Raw genomic sequence first — 19,285 nt, 5'->3', positions numbered from 1 at the left:
GGCGGTCGGCCCGGTTGCTGGCGGCGCTCGACTCGCTCAGCGAGACCGATCCGCAGGGGCCCGGCATGCTCGCGGGCCACACGGGGCACCCCGGGCTGGGCGTCCTGTGGATCTCGGCGGCCGTCACGTCCGCCGGCCCGACGACGTGTCCGGGCGTGCCGGCGTTGTTGATCGGCATGTCCGACCGGTCGCTGTCGCTACGGCAGCGAATGGTTCTGGCCGGGGTCCGCCTTCAAACAGACCCTGGCTAGTCGGCGCGGCGAGCCATCACGTATGCGCGACGGGTCTCCGCCTCCCGCGGGTGACTGGTCCGCTCGAGGCTCGCCTCCACCGTCAGACCGACGTCCTTCAACCAGCCGATGACCCTCTCGGTCTCGAAGAAGCGGAAGTCCACGTCAACCTCCAGTCCCCACCACTCGGCCAGGTGCCTTACCTCGGTGCCGACGTGGAACGCGACAAGGACCCTGCCGGAAGGCCGCATCACGCGCCGCATCTCCTCGAAGGCCGCTCGCATCTCGGACGGTTCGAGGTGGATGACCGAGTAGAGCGCAACGGCCGCCCCGAACTCGCCGTCCTCGGCAGGGAGGCGCAAGAGATCGCCGACACGGAACTCCGCCCGAGGATGTTCGCGGCGGGCGATCCCCACCATCGCCGGCGAGAGATCGATCCCCACCGACCGGACACCATGGTCCGCAAGCCAACCGGTCACATGTCCGGGCCCGCATCCCAGGTCGGCGACCGGCCCGAGGCCGTCCGTCTGTTCCAGGAGCGCTGTGAGCAGCGCCCGGTCCAGCGGCTTGTGCGTGAGCTCGTCGCCGATCCGTCCCCAGTACTCCGAGGCCACGCTGTCATAGCTCCGACGCACCTTGGCATGATCTCGCGGTCTTGTCATCCGCCAAGCATCACACGGCAGTTGGCCCAGACGCACCCTACTTCTGTGGACTGCCGGGCCGTCTGCCTCCGAGTTCGTGAGCCAGGTCGGACAGCACCTGCACCGTAGATCCCGACTTCCACTGTCCGTGGGCCCGCCTCTCAGCCCAACTACGGCTCTGAACTGCGGAAACACTCGTTGCGTCACTTCTTCCAGTCGGAACCGCTGGGCCGATGGGCGACATCGTGTGTCCGCCCTGGCCACCGATCCGGCGATTGCACTCGCCGCGGGCCTGGGAAAACGACGACTCGCTGCGGAATCAGGCCTGCCGGGGCGCCGGAATGGCTTCGGTGAGCCGGTCCGCATGGTCGAGGTCGGCGAGCAGACGCTCGACATCGGTCATCAGCGATCCGTACACGTGCCAGGCGCCAGGCTTGACCAGCGCGCCCCGTTCGATCAGTTCGGTCATCAGCCTGTGCCAGTCCGTGGCTTCGTCGATGGCTCGGCGCAGCCCGCCGCGGGCATCGCTCCCGCCAGAGCCGGCGGCCTGCCCGGAGCCGGCGAATGATCCCACCGCCTGCCCCGCCTCCTCCAAGGTGGTGGCGTACCGGTCGAGGAAGAGCTGGCCCAGGTGGTGGTCGGCGTGCCGGTCGTCCACGTTGTCGGCAAGTGTCCTGGCGATGCCGCGGACCTGGAAGGAGACCCGGTGCAGGGCGCGCAGCGCCTCGCCGTGGGGCAGCGGCTCGTGCCTGCCGCGCACCGCGCACCGCGTGTTCCAGCGCAGGCTCTCCTGACCCTGGCGGACGTCTTCCTGCGCCTGCACCACTAGTTCCTCCAGGTGCCTGCCCCGCTCGAGCCACGCGTGTGCGCGGTCGGCGTGCTGCCGTTCCCGCAGTCCACGGCCCATGTCTCCGAGCAGCGTCCCCATGGCTGCGGCGAGGTCGCGAACCGAGGCGTCGGAGGCGGCCAGGTGGAGCGGCGGCAGGATGAGGGCATTCACCGCGATCCCGATCGCCGCACCTATCAGGGTCGCCAGGGTCAGCGTGACCACGTGTCCCATCGGAGCCGCCGTCGCCGCCGTCAGGGCGAGCATCGCCGTCGAGGCGATCTGCAGCCGATTGTCGGAGCCCCGGCGACCGCCGGTCACCAGCGCGATGGCCAGGATCGCTGCGGCGCTTCCTGCGGCCGAGCCGAGCAACCACACGACCGCCACGGCCAGCGACAGTCCCGTTACCCGGGCAGCCACGCTGCGGACGGCCTGCGTCACCGAGCGGTAGACGGTCGAGGCGTTGACCATGGCCAGCGCAGTCGCCACGGCGAGGTACTGCTGTGCTTCGGGGAGCCACCACGAGGAAATCTCCCAGGCCAGAAGGGTTGCGACCAGTCCCTTGGCGCTCCGCGTCAGCGCTGTGGCCGCCCGCCCAGGGCGCGCTGCCCAGGAGCTGCTCGCCAACCGCAGGGCCCGGCGTGCCGATTCCGACCACCGTGCGACGCCGACCGGGCGCCCCAGCAAAGCAGCGAGTGTCATGTTCTGCTCCGTTCAGTGCGGCAGTGCAACCCGCACGGGCCGCTGAAGCCCCTGCCTTCGGAGGGGCAGCGGAAGGTATGGGATCGAACTCGTCCAGGTCAGCGGCGTCGATGACCCGGCAGTCGGTGCGCTCCTGGAGACGGTGGCCGTCCCGGCCGGATTGCGCGCCCGTAGCGATGGCGGCCGCTTCGGTCATCGCCGTACCGGGAGACGGCCGCAGTCCGGTGGACGGCCGGGTTGGGCACCGCCACGGCCGCGCCGCTCACCACCAGGAGCGGGCTCGTCACCGAGGCCGGCACGGCGAGTGCGGCACGACTGGTCGTTCGAACAGCTGATTCATGAGCTCTCCTTCCTGCTCGACCCGTCCCCCCTCTCGGTCAGGCCCCGAGCGGCGCTCCGAACCGATGCAACACGAACGACGCTACCTCGAAATATGTTGAAAGTTGCACTTCCGTTTGTGTGAGGTGTCTCATCCCTCCACACCGAAGGGCGGGCCGTGCGGCGCAGCGGTGCACCTCTCCGCTGTCCTCGACAGCTGCGACGCCGAACGTCGGCGGCACCGCGCTCAGCGCGGTCGGCCGGTGATCCGGAACCCGGCGAACGAGGTCACGGTGCCGACGGCTACGGCGACCGCGGAGGCGGTCTTCTCCGGGAACCAGGTGGGCTCGTACATGTTCGGTAGCGGACCGATCGCTCCCACGTCGACGTACCGGTAGAGCACCACGCAGACCAGCGCGGTGAGGGACACCAGGAAGGCGAACGCCCACACCGGCCGCCGCCGGCCGAGGAGCAGCACGAGGAGCGCCGCCAGCGACGCCGCGGCCGCTTCGACGCGGAACAGCGTGCCCTGGCTGATGTGCTGCCCGACCGGGTCGTAGGCGGGGGCGAGGTCAGCGTGGATGTAGGCGTCCGCGGCCAGCGCGGCGGCGGTCGCCACTTGGAGGATCCGCAGCGCGAAGGTCCGCAGGCCGGAGGCGGTCCGGTGCCGGCGGTCGGTGGGAGGGGGAGCCATCGCTTTCACCCGGTCGGACTTGCCGTGGCGCTCCCGGGGGCCGGGGATGCCGGGCCGCTCCCGCCGACCTGGAGGTGGGTCTCCATACCCAGCGCCCGGTGGTTGTCGATGGGACACCACAGATCGTAGGACCCCGCCTGGAGCGTGACGGTGAGCTGCTCCCGGCCGCCGGGCGGGATGGTCGAGGTCTTCGCGTTGGAGACCCCGGGCCCGGAGACGGCCAGCGAGTGTGCCACGGCCCCGGCGTTCTCCACGACGAGCGTGTACGTACCCGGGGCCACCGTGGTCTGCGAAGGGCTCACTGAGAACTCCTTCTCCGTAACGGTGATCGTCGCGGATGCCTGCCCGCCCGGAGCCACACCCGCGCTCGCAGCCGCGCTTCCGGTTGGAGCCGGGGTCGGACCGCTGGAGCACGATGTGGCAGCGGTCAGCGCCGCGACCGCCAGGAGCATCGTCTTGCCGAGTGTCAGGCCCCGGGCCCGGTAACGCCGGTATGTCGTGATGCTGCTCATGCTCCGGTTACCCCGTGGTGCGCTGCAAGCGGACGATCCGAAACGGTGCACGGCCATGTTCCCGCCTCTCTTCCTGGACGAGATTGACCCAAGTGCCCGGCTGTCCGGACGACGACACTCTCCGCCGACGGGCCATCCACCCAGTCAGATCAGGACGGGCCGACGGGCGGGCTCTCCCGGCTCGTCAGAGCCGAGAACACGGCGATCGCACCCCCGGAGGGGCTGACGGGGCCGACCACGACGGCGGGCGGTGGCCGCTCCTCACAGCTCCGCGGCGTGCACTTCACCGGATCCCGAGGGGCGGCTATCCCCCACACCCGCCCCTGGGTCGTCCTGCAGCGCTTTGAGGGACAGCAGTGCCCGTTCTCGCACCATGTCGACGTCAAGGACTTCCGCCGTGATCCGTCGACCGACCGCGACGACGTCGGAGGGATGGTTGACGGGGCGCCAGGACAGTTCGGAAATGTTGACTTGGTGATCCGGTAGACGTAGGGCAGCACGTCACTGCCCCACAGCGGCCAAGGAGGAGACCGCATCCCGGTGGCGCCCCAGGCCATCCGCGCCCGCTTCGGGGTGCGGGACGGGCTGCTGGCGTCGGCAGGGAGCACTCATCGGGCCATCCTGCCAGCGCCGGGGCCTGCGTCCCTTCGGCTGGGCGAAACCGCAGACCGGATCTGACCCGCGTCGGTGCCTGCTACCGGAAGACCCATGGCGGCCGGTGCAGTTGCGGCCGTCTGCCGGTCGGACAGCGCCGCCCGTTCACTCCTCGGGTAGTGACGGCCGCTCCGCGACCGGCGAGCGACTCCGTCGGAGTCCTGAGGTCTACCGGGACCATCCGTCTGCACGCCGTCGCCAAGGAACACCGATGCCCCTGGGAACCGGAAGCCAGCCGAATGCGTCGATGGCCGTGATGATCACTGGGGGGTTGGTGTGACACCGAAACAGGGTGGTAGGACGACGGGCGGCTGCGCGAGGGACCTGGCGGCCCTGGTCCTCGCCACAGCGGGCACGCTCTACGGCCACACCCGGGTCGTCTCCGCTTGGCACCGCTGTATGAGCCAGGATCACGAGCCCTACCCGAACCTGCTGACGGCCCCGACCCTGGTCTGGGTGGTCATGCTGACCGTGCTGCTCGTTCTTGCCGCACTGCTCGACCCTCTGTCGGGAAGCCGCTGGTATCTGTGGCCTGCCATGGCTGCCGTCGCCGCTGTCCTGACCTGGCTGTACGTCCTCGGGATGGTGCATCCGGCGCCGTTGCAGCCGGGCGATCCGTCGGATGCCGCGTGCAGGACCGTCCCGATCTTCCCGTTCACGGGCTAGCGGAGGCGCCTCCGGTGCTGTTCGGCCCGGCGCCACCGCCGGCGGGCGTTCCTGCCGCTCCGCCGACGGGGCACGTTTCCACTCAGCCACGGATCTCGACGGTTGCCGACGCTTGCCTAAAGACATTAGGCAACTCCATAATGGGTGGAGTTCAATGGGAGGAAGGTTATGGCTCGAGTTGGGCTCACCACGGAGCGGCTGGTCAGGGCCGGTGCCGAGCTGGCCGACGAAGTCGGTTTCGACCAGGTGACCGCCTCGGCGCTCGCCCGGCGGTTCGACGTCAAGGTCGCGAGCCTGTACGCGCATGTGAAGAGCTCCCAGGACCTCAAGACCAGGATCGCCCTGCTCGCCCTGGAGGAACTCGCCGACCAGGTCGCCGACGCCCTCGCCGGACGCGCCGGCAAGGATGCCCTGGCCGCCTTCGCCAACGCCTACCGCGACTACGCCCGCCGGCATCCAGGTCGCTACGCCGCCGCGCAGCTCAGACTCGACCCCGAGACGGCAGCTGCCAGCGCCGGTGTCCGGCACGCGCATATGACGCGGGCGATCCTGCGCGGCTACGACCTGGGTGAGCCGGACCAGACGCACGCGGTGCGGATGCTGGGCAGCGTCTTCCACGGCTACGTCAGTCTGGAGGCGAGCGGGGGCTTCAGCCACACCGCGGTCGATCCGCAAGACTCCTGGGCCTGGATCATCGACTCCCTCGACGCCCTGCTGCAGAACCGGACCGCATCCTGACCTCGCGGCCCGCACCGTCCGCCAGCCCAGCACCTGCGGACCGCCCGAGAATCCCGACCGACAGGCTGGCCCCATGAACGCCGAACATCCCTGGATCACCACACCCGTCACCGCGGCCATGCTGCGCGGCCACCTCGACACGGAACGCACGGCGCACGGCCTGCAGCCGCACCGGCTGCCCGCCCGGGCCCGCCGTCAGATCCCCGACGAACAGCTCGCCATGGCCGAGGCCCAGCCCTCCGGCGTGCGTCTTGCGTTCCGCACCCGGGCCACCGCCATCGAACTGCACGCCCTGCCCACCAAGCGGGCCTACCGCGGCCTCCCGGCTCCGGCGGACGGGGTGTACGACCTGCTCGTCGACGGCCGCCTGGCGGCCCAGGCCACGGTGACCGGCGGCAACCTCCGCACGATCGACATGGCCACCCAGTCCGTCGAACTGCACCGAGGCCGGCCCGGCACCGCCCGCTTCACCGACCTGCCACCGCACGACAAGGACGTCGAAATCTGGCTTCCGCACACGGAGACCACCGAGCTGATCACCCTGCGCACGAACGCCCCCGTCACACCCGCACCCGACCGCGGGCGCAGGCGGTGGCTGCACCACGGCAGTTCCATCAGCCACGGTTCCAACGCCGCCCACCCGACCGCGATCTGGCCGGCGCTGGCCGCCGCCAGCGGCCAAGTCGAGCTGGTCAACCTGGGGTTCGGCGGCAGCGCCCTGCTCGACCCGTTCACCGCCCGCGCGATGCGCGACACCCCTGCCGAGCTGATCAGCCTCAAGATCGGCATCAATATCGTCAACACCGACGCGATGCGCCTGCGCGCCTTCGTCCCGGCCGTCCACGGCTTCCTGGACACCATCCGCGAGGGCCACCCGACCGCGCCGCTGCTGGTCGTCTCCCCCGTTCTCTGCCCGGTCCAGGAGCACACCCCCGGCCCGCTCGCGCCCGACTTCACCGGCGGGACGCTGCGCTTCAAGGCCACCGGCGACCCAGCCGAACGCGCCGCCGGACGCCTGACCCTCACCGTCATCCGCGACCAGCTCGCCAGGATCGTCGCACAACGGGCCGCCGACGACCCCAACCTGCACTACCTGGACGGCCGTTGCCTCTACGGCGAACCCGACTACGACGAGCACCCGCTGCCCGACGAGATCCACCCCGACCCCGCGGGACACCGCCGCATCGCCGAGAACTTCGCCCGTCTGGCATTCGGCGACGGCGGCCCCTTCGCCCCCACCGGGCCCGACTCATCAGCTCCCCCGCGAAGTGGAGCCGTGGAATCCGAAACCTTGATCCCATGATGACAGTCTCGTCGATCCTCGGGCAGTTCGACCTCTGCGCGGACAACGCAGAGTTCCCGGACTTGGACAACGGCTACTACTACCCGGTTGACGTGCGGATGCACCTGTTCGGCGACAACACACGCTGGGCTCTGGCCGCCGAACTTCTGGGCTACAACCCGCGCGCCAGGAATCTCATCAACGTCGTGCACCGCTTCGGCAACTGTCTCGCGCAAGGAAAGCCCGGCTTCGGCGAGTTCCTCGACCGGGTGGACAACATGGAGGAGATCGCTCCCAACTACGCCGAGGCCTACGCCGGCGGAGTTCCGGTGGTCGTCCGTGGCACCGCCCTGGCGGTCGACGCCGAGGCCGGCACGCCATTGGCGGACGTCTTCCGCCGGCTGGTTCCGGAGCACCGGGGGCTCCTGCTCGCCGACGAGGCGGAACTGCGAGCCGACGTCCCCGCCGACCTGCCGGTACTGCTGCGGCTCGACGAGTGGCACCAGCCCGACGACTTCGGGGAGACCGCGCCCAGCGAGCACGAGACCTTCCAGATGATCGCGGAGGTTCTGGACTCCGGGGACCCGGCCCGCTACCGGCCGACCCTGCCCGCCAACACCCACTGGTCCCACTGGCCCGAGGCAGGAACCCTGTAGAGCGCTGTTGCCGCAACCCCGCTTCGACAGCCCGGACGTCACCCATCGCATCGTCGCCGGTCGAGGTCGAGTTGGCCAAGTGGCTGTAGTGCCCTGTCCAGGCTCACACCGGCCGCCCCCACTCGTGAACGCCCCCTGGCCCGAGCAGTCGTGAGCCGTCGCTACCCGTCGCCAGAGTGTCAGGTCCATCATGCCTGGTCAAAGGGCATAGCGGTAGGAGGCAGAGCACGCCCGTTCAGTCTTGCCGCGTCCAGTCGTGACCCCGCAGACTCGACGTCATCCACTCTCCGACGCACGTGTCGGCGCCTGCCATCGGCCGCCGACACGTACGTCGTGCTGTCCCGCCACTCAGCGGGGCGGCCGAAGACGCGATGAAGGGGGAACGATGAATCAGGATGTGGTCCTGCGCGCCAGGATGAAGCTGCTCAGCACCGATCGGCGGGTGCTTCACGGGCCGGACGCGATATGGGTCTACCGGGTGCTGACAGAGGTGAACCGGGAGGCATACGGGTCGAAGCTCGCCCACGTACTGATGGAGGCCAGCCGCTCGCATCTGGTGCGGGAACTGCCCGAGAGGAGGCTGGAGTTGCTCGAGGAGGCGGTGGAGGTGGCGACATCCCTCGACACCGCCAATCCGTTCCGGGCGAAGGTGCTCGCCAGAGCACTCGAGGCGCGGCGGATGGAACTCCACGACGGTCAGGCGCGGTAGACAGGCCGGCGGGCGAGGCGAGGACGCGTTCGGCAGGTAGCCGATATCGAATCCCCCCGGAACCAGGTGACACATGCGGCCTGGGTGGCTGTTCTGCCGCTCAGGCCGCCGTTCTCGGTTGGCATCGGCCCGACGCTCATCGCGCCGTCGCAGGTTTGTGCCGGTGCATCACCGCCCAGTGGCAACCGTTCCCCGCCTTCTCGTAACGTCGCGGCGGGGTCAGCCGTGTCGGCAGTTCGGTGGTCCGCTCCGTCGAGCAGCCGCATGGAGATTCCTCGACCGAGAGCGCGTGTCACACATACCGAACAATAAGCACATATGCATACTTATTTCAGCAATTCCCGATGCCGCCTTCCCCTCCTACGCCGGACACGCCGTCAGCGAGGACCCCGTCCGCGCCACCGGCACCGCCCGCGCCACCACGATCACCGGTGGAGTCCGTGTCCAGGACATCACCAAGCGCATTCCCTTCACCATCAGCCGCACCTGACTCAGGCAGCCGAGGTCTCTCCGCGCCCCACCGGGCGGAGGCTCTGTCAACCCCCGGCGTCACGACGGCGCTGCCACGTCCCTTCATCCCGCACGGCTGCGTGCCGGGTGCAGGCCCCACCCGTGGCGCCTCCTCCATCACCGACGGCAGGCCGCCGTCGGGCCCACCTCCTCCTTCTTGAGGCACCATGCCACCGCACCTCCCGACAGCCGCACCGCCCGCCACGACCACGGCGCTGCCCCTCCAGAACCGCCCCGGCGGCCGGCACCAGCCAACCGCGCCTGCCCAGCACGGCCCCACCACCTCCCGCGTCACCTCACCCGAGGGCCCCGCGATCCGACGGCGCCGCGGCTGCCCGCACGGCCGAACCGCAGACGACCTCCTCGGTGTCCCCGTAGCCGGCTACACCCCCCTCGAAGTGCTACGCCGCCGGGGCTGCCAGAACGTCTACCGAGCCAAAACCCCCGGCGGTGGACACGCGGCACTGAAGACAACCTGCCTCGACGCCGATCCGAACGCCCTCGCCCGGGCCCGCAACGAAGTCCTCGGCCTGAGGCAGACCGCCACCCACCCCCTGGTCGCCGATCTCGTCGGCCACGGCAACCACGACGGCCTGCACTACCTCGCCACCGCCTGGCAGCGCGGTGTCAGCCTCCACCAACTCCTCGAACACCTCGACCGCTCCATGACCGCCTGGTCACCCACCGGCGCCGAGGTCTTCACCCGCCTCGCCCTCGCCCTGTGCCACGCCCTAGACGGCCTCCACCACCACGGCGTCGTCCACGGCGACCTCAGCCCCCGCAACATCCTCGCCGGCCACGGCACCACGATCACCCTGATCGACCTCGACAGCTGCGCCCGCACCGGCGATCCCGACCCCGCCCTACGGCGCGGCGCCACCATCATGTACGCCGCACCCGAGTGCCTCGCCCCCCGGCCCCGCCCCGTCCCCGGCCCGACCGCCGATCAGTACAGCACCGCCGCGATCCTGTACCGCGTCCTCCAGCAGCGCCACCACCTCCCCCACGCAACCAGACGCACCACCGTCCGCGAGTTCCAGCTCACCCGCCCGCCACGGCTCCTCACCGGCTGGCCCGCCACCACCTGGCCCGGTCTGGCAGCCGTCCTCCACCAAGCCCTCCACCCCGACTCGGAACACCGCCACCCGACCACCGGCGACTTCACCAGCCATCTCCGCGCGGCCCTCGCCCTCGCCCGCTCCGGAGCAACCCCATGAGCCAACCCGCTCGCCGCACCTTCCTCCTCGCCACCGCCGCCCTCCTCCTCATCGACTCGGGCACCACCACCAACGCCGTGGAAGCCACCACGACCACCCACGTCACCGGCGCCACCAGACCCAGCCTCCGACGCGACGACAGCAGCAGCGTCAGCCGGAGCATCAGCTCCGGCGGAAGCCACACGCCAGGCAGCAGCAGCGAGACCGTCCGGAGCGGAACCAGCGAAACCGGCTACTACAGCAGCACTGACGTCAGCACCAGCGTCGCCTGGCCTGCCACCTGACCCCGTCGGTCTCGCCTTCGGCTCCGGTGAAGACGATCGCGCCCACCGCAGGCAAGCCGACCCCTCCGACAGCAAGCGCGGGCCGGCGAGGACACCACCGAACCCGACCCCCTCATGGCGGCCGCCGCTCTGCGCGCACCCTCGGGACCACCGGGCGCACGCCGTCGTCAGCCCTCGCCGTCGGCCGCCGGCTGCTCGGTGGCGGGCTCCGCCGTGTAGCGGTCGAGAGCTGTCCTCAGCCCCCTGGTACGCCAGTCCGACTCGCCTCCGAGATGCCCGGCCACGATCCGGTGCGCCTGTTCGAGGTCGCCGCCCAGCAACTCGCCGGTGACCACGAGGGAGTTGTCCGTCCGCATGTGGCACCCGGACATCCGCTGCTGCACCTCGTCCATGCCGTCCCGCGCCAGCACCTCGCGGTACTCCTCCACCAGCGGGGCGAGCCAGGACGCGCGCAGCGCGTACTCGCTCCGGCCGCCGAAGGTCGCGGCGAGCCCGGCTAGCAGCTCCGCCGGATACTCCTCCCACGGTTCGGCGAGCTGCGGATAGTCCTTGGCGAACTCGTCCCAGTCCACGTCGAGTTCGGCGATCTGGTCGGGCACCACGGGCCAGCGCGCCCAGCCCTCGTCGGACTGGGTGAACACCTGTCGTAGCAGCTCGTACGACACCTCGGCGGAGCGCGCGAGCAGCACCGCGTCGTAGAGGTCCTTGCCCTGCGGGTGGTTGTCGGAGATCAGCCAGAGGATCTTCCAGGCCAGTGAGAGCTCCGGCGTGGCGGTGAGCAACTCCCCCTCAACACCAGGGAGTTCGGAGGTCTGCGGGGCAGCCGGCAAGTGCTCGGTGAAGACGAAGTCCAGCTGGACCATGCCGCCCGGAAGGCCCGGCGCCGTCCACGGCAGCACCAGGCGCCGGCCGGGGACGCGGCTGTAGGTCCAGATCTCGTCGGCGACCGCCTGGTCGGCGTGCAACCGCACCCGGCCGGACAGCCGCTCGGCGTCGGCGGCGAGCTGGCCGATCATGCGGTCGGTGCGCTCGTCCTCCAGCTCCCAGTCCTCCGGCCGCACCACGAAGTCCAGATCGCCCGGCTCCCGGGCGGCCTCGCCGTACCAGGCGCGCAGCAGCACACTGCCGCGCAGCACCAGGTGGTCGGCCCACTCGGACCGGGCGACGGCGGACAGCACGGTGTTCAGCGCCTCACGGCGGGCGGCCTGCCAGCGCCCGGCGAGCTCCGGGTCCGCGAAGACGGGCTCACTCGGCCGCAGGGCCCGGGTGTACCCGGCCAGCGCTGGGTCGAAGACCGGCTGCTGGGTCACCACCTCGTCGTCGATCGGGCGGACGCTCCTGGGCAGGTCGAGCTTCTCGCGGATCTCCTCCGTCGGAGGCTGCTTCGGCAGCAGCACCGCCTCCCACGGCCCGTAGTCCAGGCCCTTCCACTCGATGGCCCGGTCGGTTTGGTCGTTGGTCATTCTCGGCGTCCCCTATCCGTGGTGCTTGGCGGTGTGGTTCTCGGCTATCCAGCCCGCGTCCAGCGTCTCGTCGCTGTCCAGCGCGACGAACTCGCGTTCCACCGAGGCGATTCGGTGGCCATCGGCGGTCAGCTCGGCGAGCAGCGCGTCCAGTCTTCGACCGGCGGTGGCCAGCCCCACCAGGCGGCACCGCTGGGTCACGAACCGCTCGCGCAGGCCGTCCGCACGTACCCGGCGAGCATTGCGCGACAGGTGCGCGCTGTGCCGGGCGGCCAGCTCTGCAAGACCGTCGGGGTCCTCGGAACCGGACAGCAGCAGTTTGACGTGGTGTTCGAAGTACCTGTGCGCCCCGTGCTGGGCCGCATCGCCGTCCGACGCCGGGACGCCCTCCGCCCATGGTGTGGCCTCGATCTTCAGCCGCAGTACGGTGAACCCGGCCTGTGCCATCCGATCCACCGTCCGAGCGGTCGCCGCCGCGGCCTCGTCGATGGTGCCGGAGGCGCGCAGGGTGAGCATCGGCTGGGACATCGCGGCGCCCTGGGCCAACAGGATGTGGGTGAACTTCAGGCCGTGGTCGGCGGCCCATCCGGCCAGCGCGTCGGCGGCAGCCGGCGCGACCGTCAGATGCACTTCGAAGTCCCCGCACAGCGAGGGTGGGTCCGGCTGGCCGGTACGGCCCAGGTCAGAACAGGTGGCGAGCATGGGAGCATCGTGACAGGCCCCTCTGACAGCGCGGCTCCGGGGGGGCACGGCCCAGGCCGCGGAGACTTCGGCGAAGGTCAAGCCGGCACTCTCGGAGCGGAGCGCGGGCCTCCGACGGCCTGCCGGCGCTGCGTTCCGGTCGGTCCGCTCGCCTCGGCGAGTGCCCCGGCCTTCCACGGAACGGCCGCACCGGTGGGCCTCCGATGACGATCCGTCCCGCGCGACTACTGGCCACGGACGCCCGGTGTTGGTAGGACAGCCTCATGCAGCCCGCGCCGGAGGTTCCCGCCCGCTCCTCCTACGACGCCGTGATCGTCGGCGGCGGACACAACGGACTGGTCGCCGCGGCGTACCTGGCGCGGGCCGGACGCAGCGTCCTGGTACTGGAGCGACTGGACCACACCGGCGGCGCCGCCGTCTCCGCCCCGGCGTTCCCGGGTGTGCCGGCCCGGCTGTCGCGGTACTCCTACCTGGTGAGCCTGCTGCCGCAGAAGATCGTCGACGATCTGGGCCTGCGCTTCACGGTCCGCCGCCGGCGGATCTCCTCGTACACCCCCACCGTGCGCGGCGGGCGGCCGACCGGGCTGCTGGTGGACGCCGCCGATCCGGCCCGCACCGCCGCACGGTTCCGTGAACTCACGGGATCGGAGAGGGAGTTCACCGCCTGGCAGGAGTTCTACGCGATGACCTCCCGGGTGGCCGAGCGGGTCTTCCCCTCCCTCACCGAGCCGCTGCCCACCCGCGAGGAACTGCGCCGCCGGGTGGACGACCCGGTGGCCTGGGCCGCCCTGTTCGAGCAGCCCCTCGGCGAGACCCTGGAGCAGACCTTCGCTGACGACCTGGTCCGCGGCGTGGTCCTGACGGACGCGCTCATCGGCACCTTCACCAACGCCCACGATCCGTCGCTCCGTCAGAACCGTTGCTTCCTCTACCACGTGATCGGTGGCGGTACCGGCGAGTGGCACGTCCCGGTGGGCGGCATGGGCGCGTTCACCGACGCGCTGGTCGATGCGGCCGCAGCCGCTGGCGCGGAGCTGCGGACCGGCTGCGAGGTCACCGCTCTGGCCACCGATGGTACGACCGCCGAAGTGACCTACCGCGCCGGTGACACCGAGCGCCGGGTCGGCGCCCGCCAGGTGCTGTGCGGGGCGGCACCCGCCACACTGGACCGGCTGCTCGGCCGACCCGCCGAACAGCCCGGGCCGGAGGGCGCGCAGCTGAAGGTGAACATGTTGCTGCGCCGGCTGCCCCGGCTGCGCGACACCGCCGTCGACCCTCGGGATGCCTTCGCCGGGACCTTCCACATCGCCGAGTCGTACACCGAATTGGAGACGGCCTACCGGCTGGCCGAGGCGGGCCGGGTTCCCTCCGCCGCTCCCTCCGAGATCTACTGCCACTCGCTGACCGACCCGTCGGTCCTGAGCCCCGAACTCGCGGCCCAGGGGTACCAGACCCTGACCCTGTTCGGCCTCCAACTCCCCGCCCGCCTCTTCACCCAGCACGGCGAAGCAGCACGCGAGGCCGCACTCAAGGCCGTCCTCGAACCGCTGGACGCCTGCCTGGCCGAGCCGCTCGCGGACTGCCTGGCCGTGGACGAACGAGGCCGCCCCTGCCTGGAGGTGAAGACCCCAGCCGACCTGGAACGCGATCTCGGCCTGCCCGGCGGAAACATCTTCCACCGGGACCTCGCCTTCCCGTACGGCGATCCGGCCGAGAACCGCTGGGGCGTGGCCACCGAGCAGCCCAACATCCTGCTCTGCGGCGCCGGCGCCGTTCGCGGCGGGGGTGTCAGCGGCATCCCCGGCCACAACGCCGCCATGGCGGCCCTCGGACGCTGAGGTCCTGACCCAGGTGCCGCTGTCCGAACCCCGGCCACAAAGGCCCTGCCGGCGAACCCGGTCATGCCTACCGGTGATGTGGCGGGTGGGGTGGTGGCGGTGGGGCGGTGACCGTACCGGATGCGGGTTCCGCTCGAAGATCATCCCACGGCGGACTGGCTCCCGGTGGCCAGTGATCGTCGGCGGTGATCCGGCCGGTCGACCCGCGGCCCGGCGACCCCCCGGTGTTAACCGGACGGTTCCATCGTCCGCGCGACGAGCTCCGCCGGCCCGCCTCTTCCCCACGGAGCGGGCGCCATAGCGGGCGGCCTGGACGGCCGTCCGGCCTGCCTACGGCCGGCGGGCGATCGTGATGATCTCCCGGCTCGCCGGGGAGACGGGACCGCGGCGCCAGTCGCCGTACCGGGCCTCGATCTCGAAGCCCGCCTCGGCGAGGAACGCGTCGAGCGCCACCACGTCCGGAAAGCGCAGGCTCGTGCGGTCGAGGCGCAGCACGGTGCCGTCGGGCTCGGCCGTCGTCTCGCTGAACGTGACGACGTCGTCGGTGACGGCTTCGACCTCGTGCCAGACCCGCAACGCGCGGCCGGCCGCGTCGGTGACGTCCGAGGCGTTCGACGGGTTCCAGCCCTCCCAGGCACGCGCCTGCGGATGGCGGGTCTCGAACGCGAACCTCCCGCCGACGCGCAGCGAGGCACGGATCGCGGCCAACGACGCGCGGACATCGTCGTCGGTGACCAGGCACTGGAACGCATGGCTGGTCATCGTCGCGAGGTCGAACCTGGACTCCCACCCCATGGTCGCCGCCGTGCCTTCGACCCATTCGACGTCGCCCCGGCGCCGGGCACGGCCCAGGGCGGCGTGGTCCGGTTCGAGGCCCACGAGACGCCCGGCATGGCCGTGCTCACGCGACCAGTGCAGCATCGAGCCGGTGCCGCAGCCGACGTCCAGTACCGAGCCCGCGGCCATGACCAGCTGGGTGTAGAACGCGTCTGCGGGCCACCGCTCAGGGTCCCACGGGTTCAGCAGGTCATACAGCGCGGCGGCGTCAGCGTCCGAGTACACGGCGACAGTGTCCGCGGTCCTGCGGCCGTCATCAACTGGTTATTGCGGCAAGGCGTTTGCTGAACGGTTGCGGGGATGGCCCTTGCCGTGGCGTTTCGCTGCCGGTCCGCTCCTGCTGCTCACTGCTCACTGCTCACTGCTGATGGAGCGTCATGAGCCCTATGGATCGGTCAGGTCCGACCTCCGCGAGCGCAACCACGCCGTCAGCCACTTGCCTCGGCGCACCCCCAACTCACCTGTGGCATCGGGTAGGTAAGATCACCGACGGCCCTCGTCCACGTGGGCCTCTCCTCCTCTGCTCACCCGTAACTCATCGCAGACAGGGCAAGACATGGCCAGCGTCGTCGAGTTGTCGTACTACCCCGTCAAGGGATGCGCCGGGACGTCCGCACGCGAGGCGATGATGACGCCTGCCGGTCTCGCGCACGACCGCAGCTTCATGGTCATCAGCGAGGACGGTGTGTTCCGGACACAGCGGCGGGACCCACGGCTGGCCCTCATCCAGCCCGAGATCAGTGCTGACGGCGAGCGATTGACGCTCCGCGCTCCGGACTCCGACCCGGTGGGCATCGATGTGGACACCTCCGGCCCCCGACGGCAGGTGAACCTGTTCGGGGCCTCCTACAGGGGCATCGACCAGGGCGAGACGGCTGCCGCCTGGCTGTCGAAGGTGCTCGGCGCAGGCAGCAGACTCGTGCGCGTGCCGCCGGAGCACGCTCGCGTGACCGACGGCAGAACACCCGGTACTTCCGGCTACGCCGACAGCTGCGCCGTGCACGTCATATCGCGCGCCACCCTGCGCCTGCTCAACGAGCGGATGGCCGAAGGCGGCAGCCACCCACTGCCCATGAGCCGCTTCCGCCCCAACATCGTGCTCGACGGCTGGGACGGACCCCACACCGAGGACCGCGCCCACCGCATGACGATCGGCGAAACCGAGCTGGGCTACGCGAAGCTCGCCATCCGCTGTGCCGTCGTCATGGTCGACCAGGACTCCGCGGCGAAAACGGGCCCGGAACCGCTCCGCACGCTCGCCACCTACCGCCGGGCGGCACAGGGCGGCGTCGCGTTCGGTTCCAAGTACGCCGTGCTGCGGCCTGGCAAGATCGCGGTCGGCGACGACGTACAGGTCAGCCTGTGGGGCGAGACCGAGCTGTAGGCCGCCGGTCGGCCACACGGGGATGGTGCATGGAAGATCGCCCACGATGCCATCCACCTGAGTGAGGAAGTCACCTGAAGAGAAGGCGAGTTGGAGTCAGCGACCATCTCACGGACGATCTCCGCACCGGGGCCTCCGGACGCTCGCATCGATCCGGCACCCACGAGCCGCGCGGGAGGCCCTGACCTCGTACGTGGCCTTCGGGCGGGTGCGATCCCATCCTGCGAGGCCTCACCGAGCAGCGGGAGCCGGTCCGATGACGACCACGCGTGCCCAATCGGGCGGGCAGCCCGCGGCCGGCCCGTACCAGTCGCACAGCCCGGTCCGGCGGGGCCATCGGAACGCCGTGTGTCGCGGGATCGTCTCCGACGATGGGCAGCCCCGAGAAGTCGGACGGCTCGTGCACGCTGGCGATCACGGTGGTGAGCGGAAGGTCCAGAGCCGCGGCGAGCTGGGTCAGGGCGGCGGTCTTGCCGATCCCCGGCTCACCCCACAGGAGCACCGGCAGGTCGGCAGCCACGGCCAGCGTCAGGGCCTCCAGTTGCGTGTCGGGGCGCGGTTCGGTGGTTGCGTCGCGCAGCAGGGCCAGCAACTCGCTGGCGACGTCGAGTTGGGAGGTGCGGGCGGAGCCGGAGGGGGCGCCGGTAGCGGCGAGGGGAGTGTATGCGGGCATGTCTGATCACCTATGGGTTCGTAACGAGTCGTGGGAGTGCGAGGGGGAGGCCCCCGGGTCAGCGGAATGTCGTGTGGCGTGGGTGCGAGCGGTGGTCACGGGGACGGCGGCTGCCCGGTCGGATCCGGCCGGGACCGGGTTCGACCAGTCCTGCCCGGAACATCCCGTAGGCGATTCGCCGCTGTGCGGCCGCCTCCAGTTCGTCCCGCAGTTCGCCGCTGCGCATCAGCGCGTCGGGGCCCAGCAGACCCTCGACGACGGCCAACGCACCGGCGGCGTCGCCATGGTCCAGACGTTCGCGGACACCGGTGAGGCACTCCGGACGACGGTGCGCCTCGTCGATGGCCTGCAGGCAGGGCAGCGGAGTACCGGTCAGGGCCGCCAACAGCTCCTCCCGGCGGATCTCGGCCGGGTCGTGGTCCAGCGCGGCCAGTACGCCGTTGACCAGGCCGATCCGGTGCCGGGCTCCCCGGCACTCCACGAGGCGCGGTTGTCCTGTCCGCTCCGGCGTCCGGGGCGGGGCGGCCGGCGAGTGGTCCGGCACCAGCGCCGAGGCGACCAGCGGGTGCAACCGATCGGCGTCGATCAGACCGGTGCGGAGCAGGTCAAGGTCGGGGAGCGCCCAGGTCGCCGCGTCGGGCAGGACGGGCAGCGCGGAGGCACCCGCGTCCTCCGTGACCGCCGCGATCCGCGGTCTCGGTGGCTCGAAGCCGTCCCGGTCCTCGACCGGTTCCAGGACCAGCCGATGCCGGGCTCCGAGGCGCACCGTGACGGGGCCGGTCGGCCGGCCCTCGGCGCGGAGCAGAATCCCCGCCTCGGCGCCCCACCGGTCCACGGCGCAGCGGTACCCCTGCGGTGGCGCCCCCAGCCGGTCCGGATCGATCCCGGGATGACGGTCGGCGGGCGGCAGATCGGCCCCGGACCGGCTCCGCAGTTGATCGCTCCTGTGCGCGTCCCACAGATGGCGGTGCAGGTCGAGGCGGAACCGCGGGTTGGGGTGCGGATGCAGGCGGGCACCGCTCTCGGAGCGGAGTCCGTCCCACAGTGCGAGGCTGATCCGCTGACCGGCGTCCGCCCATGCCGGCGGAGTCCGGACCACGAGGTGCACGGGGCCGGCCCCGTCACGCCCCGCAGCGTCGTACCGGACCAGGGCGATGGTCAGGCTCGGGCGCAGCAGCCCGTCCGGGGCGATTCTCGGCATGTGCCAGCGCAGCAGATCAGGAGCCAACCGGCGGAGATCGGCCCGAACCAGGCCCGCGAGCTCCCGACCGTGAGTGCGTGCCAGGGAGCGCAGGTTGAGGTCGACATCGACAGCTGCGGCGGTACACGCTCCGGCCCAGTCCCCGGCATGACGCCGGGCGGTCGCAGTCTCGATCATGGAGGGCGGCACGGCGAACTCGCGCACGCGCAGCCAGAGTGAGAGGCGGGAATCCCCGTTCGCGGTCTGAGTGAGCATCAGCACTCACCTTGCGCGGACGGGACCCCCGATCTGTTGAGAGGTCGAGTCATCATCGCGGGGAGCATATCGCTCCCCGCCCCGGCCTGCCACGAGATTTCCAACGGGAGCCATCCCCGGTCCTGACTGCGGATGCGGCGGGCACGGGCTGCGAGTCGATCGCGAGGGCAGGTCGGACCAGTTGATCGGCCGTCCAGCGGTGCCGGTCGGCGGCCTTCGTGGCTGACGGCTCGGCCACTTGTCCGGCCACGCCGAAACTCCCCTTCATCCCACGGAGGATGCGCCGAGAAGTC

Annotated in this window: 19 protein-coding genes and 2 pseudogenes; 11 read left to right on the top strand and 10 right to left on the bottom strand. The window is 71.0% G+C overall.

The annotated features are described in order from the left end of the window. Positions 1-251, top strand: a 251-nt coding sequence (locus ACWDAK_RS32775) for a hypothetical protein (protein WP_449806524.1), incomplete at its 5' end; no start/stop codon positions are given. Here the strand turns inward: ACWDAK_RS32775 and ACWDAK_RS32770 are convergent. The 5 genes and pseudogenes from ACWDAK_RS32770 to ACWDAK_RS32750 form a co-directional block, all read right to left on the bottom strand. Further along, positions 248-844: a class I SAM-dependent methyltransferase gene (locus ACWDAK_RS32770; RefSeq protein ID WP_427395528.1), complete on the bottom strand. Its 597-nt coding sequence runs from the start codon at positions 842-844 to the stop codon at positions 248-250. The genes ACWDAK_RS32775 and ACWDAK_RS32770 overlap by 4 nt on opposite strands. A 346-nt stretch (positions 845-1,190) precedes the next feature. Then, complete coding sequence (locus ACWDAK_RS32765) at positions 1,191-2,399, bottom strand: hypothetical protein (protein ID WP_449806523.1); 1,209 nt, start codon at positions 2,397-2,399, stop codon at positions 1,191-1,193. Between the two features lie 565 nt (positions 2,400-2,964). Then, positions 2,965-3,411, bottom strand: a complete 447-nt coding sequence (locus ACWDAK_RS32760; RefSeq protein WP_344640452.1) for a hypothetical protein — start codon at positions 3,409-3,411, stop codon at positions 2,965-2,967. Positions 3,412-3,416: 5 nt separating this feature from the next. After that, positions 3,417-3,863, bottom strand: a complete 447-nt coding sequence (locus ACWDAK_RS32755) for a cupredoxin domain-containing protein (RefSeq protein ID WP_344640459.1) — start codon at positions 3,861-3,863, stop codon at positions 3,417-3,419. Between the two features lie 384 nt (positions 3,864-4,247). After that, positions 4,248-4,403, bottom strand: a pseudogene (locus tag ACWDAK_RS32750) (S1 RNA-binding domain-containing protein); the annotation flags it as partial. 573 nt (positions 4,404-4,976) lie between these two features. On the opposite strand from ACWDAK_RS32750, the gene ACWDAK_RS32745 reads away from it, so the two are divergent. The 8 genes from ACWDAK_RS32745 to ACWDAK_RS32710 all read left to right on the top strand — a co-directional run bounded on the left by ACWDAK_RS32745 (position 4,977) and on the right by ACWDAK_RS32710 (position 10,639). Next, positions 4,977-5,243, top strand: coding sequence for a hypothetical protein (locus ACWDAK_RS32745; RefSeq protein ID WP_427395531.1), 267 nt, complete (start codon positions 4,977-4,979; stop codon positions 5,241-5,243). Between the two features lie 168 nt (positions 5,244-5,411). Continuing rightward, a complete protein-coding gene (locus ACWDAK_RS32740; RefSeq protein ID WP_344640450.1) occupies positions 5,412-5,981 on the top strand; it encodes a TetR/AcrR family transcriptional regulator in 570 nt (189 codons plus the stop codon). Positions 5,982-6,054: 73 nt separating this feature from the next. Next, complete coding sequence (locus ACWDAK_RS32735) at positions 6,055-7,284, top strand: GDSL-type esterase/lipase family protein (RefSeq protein ID WP_344640449.1); 1,230 nt, start codon at positions 6,055-6,057, stop codon at positions 7,282-7,284. Continuing rightward, a complete protein-coding gene (locus tag ACWDAK_RS32730) occupies positions 7,284-7,919 on the top strand; it encodes a DUF7003 family protein (RefSeq protein WP_427395532.1) in 636 nt (211 codons plus the stop codon). The genes ACWDAK_RS32735 and ACWDAK_RS32730 overlap by 1 nt, the downstream gene beginning before the upstream one ends. A 385-nt stretch (positions 7,920-8,304) precedes the next feature. After that, positions 8,305-8,628, top strand: coding sequence for a hypothetical protein (locus ACWDAK_RS32725; RefSeq protein ID WP_344640447.1), 324 nt, complete (start codon positions 8,305-8,307; stop codon positions 8,626-8,628). A 289-nt stretch (positions 8,629-8,917) separates the two neighbouring features. After that, positions 8,918-9,118, top strand: coding sequence for a hypothetical protein (locus ACWDAK_RS32720; RefSeq protein ID WP_344640446.1), 201 nt, complete (start codon positions 8,918-8,920; stop codon positions 9,116-9,118). 187 nt (positions 9,119-9,305) lie between these two features. Next, positions 9,306-10,355: a protein kinase domain-containing protein gene (locus ACWDAK_RS32715; RefSeq protein WP_427395533.1), complete on the top strand. Its 1,050-nt coding sequence runs from the start codon at positions 9,306-9,308 to the stop codon at positions 10,353-10,355. After that, positions 10,352-10,639 (top strand): hypothetical protein, encoded by a 288-nt coding sequence (locus ACWDAK_RS32710; protein ID WP_344640444.1) that lies wholly within the window; start codon positions 10,352-10,354, stop codon positions 10,637-10,639. The genes ACWDAK_RS32715 and ACWDAK_RS32710 overlap by 4 nt, the downstream gene beginning before the upstream one ends. A gap of 167 nt (positions 10,640-10,806) precedes the next feature. Here ACWDAK_RS32710 and ACWDAK_RS32705 read toward each other — a convergent pair whose 3' ends face one another. Continuing rightward, complete coding sequence (locus tag ACWDAK_RS32705; RefSeq protein WP_344640443.1) at positions 10,807-12,102, bottom strand: nucleotidyl transferase AbiEii/AbiGii toxin family protein; 1,296 nt, start codon at positions 12,100-12,102, stop codon at positions 10,807-10,809. A gap of 12 nt (positions 12,103-12,114) precedes the next feature. Then, on the bottom strand, positions 12,115-12,804 hold the full coding sequence (locus ACWDAK_RS32700; RefSeq protein ID WP_427395534.1) for a hypothetical protein: 690 nt from the start codon (positions 12,802-12,804) through the stop codon (positions 12,115-12,117). 263 nt (positions 12,805-13,067) lie between these two features. Between ACWDAK_RS32700 and ACWDAK_RS32695 the strand changes: the two genes are divergently transcribed. Further along, positions 13,068-14,642: a phytoene desaturase family protein gene (locus ACWDAK_RS32695; RefSeq protein ID WP_427395535.1), complete on the top strand. Its 1,575-nt coding sequence runs from the start codon at positions 13,068-13,070 to the stop codon at positions 14,640-14,642. 330 nt (positions 14,643-14,972) lie between these two features. Here the strand turns inward: ACWDAK_RS32695 and ACWDAK_RS32690 are convergent, their stop codons facing one another. After that, a complete protein-coding gene (locus tag ACWDAK_RS32690) occupies positions 14,973-15,704 on the bottom strand; it encodes a class I SAM-dependent methyltransferase (protein WP_344640440.1) in 732 nt (243 codons plus the stop codon). 331 nt (positions 15,705-16,035) lie between these two features. Between ACWDAK_RS32690 and ACWDAK_RS32685 the strand changes: the two genes are divergently transcribed. After that, positions 16,036-16,863, top strand: coding sequence for an MOSC domain-containing protein (locus tag ACWDAK_RS32685; RefSeq protein ID WP_427395536.1), 828 nt, complete (start codon positions 16,036-16,038; stop codon positions 16,861-16,863). Positions 16,864-17,149: 286 nt separating this feature from the next. Here ACWDAK_RS32685 and ACWDAK_RS32680 read toward each other — a convergent pair. Next, positions 17,150-17,536, bottom strand: a pseudogene (locus ACWDAK_RS32680) (AAA family ATPase); the annotation flags it as partial. 58 nt (positions 17,537-17,594) lie between these two features. Then, positions 17,595-18,992: a hypothetical protein gene (locus ACWDAK_RS32675; protein ID WP_427395537.1), complete on the bottom strand. Its 1,398-nt coding sequence runs from the start codon at positions 18,990-18,992 to the stop codon at positions 17,595-17,597. Positions 18,993-19,285: the final 293 nt, after the last annotated feature.

The organism is Kitasatospora sp. NPDC001175 (genome assembly GCF_053598215.1).
This window is presented reverse-complemented; position numbering and strand designations above follow the sequence as displayed.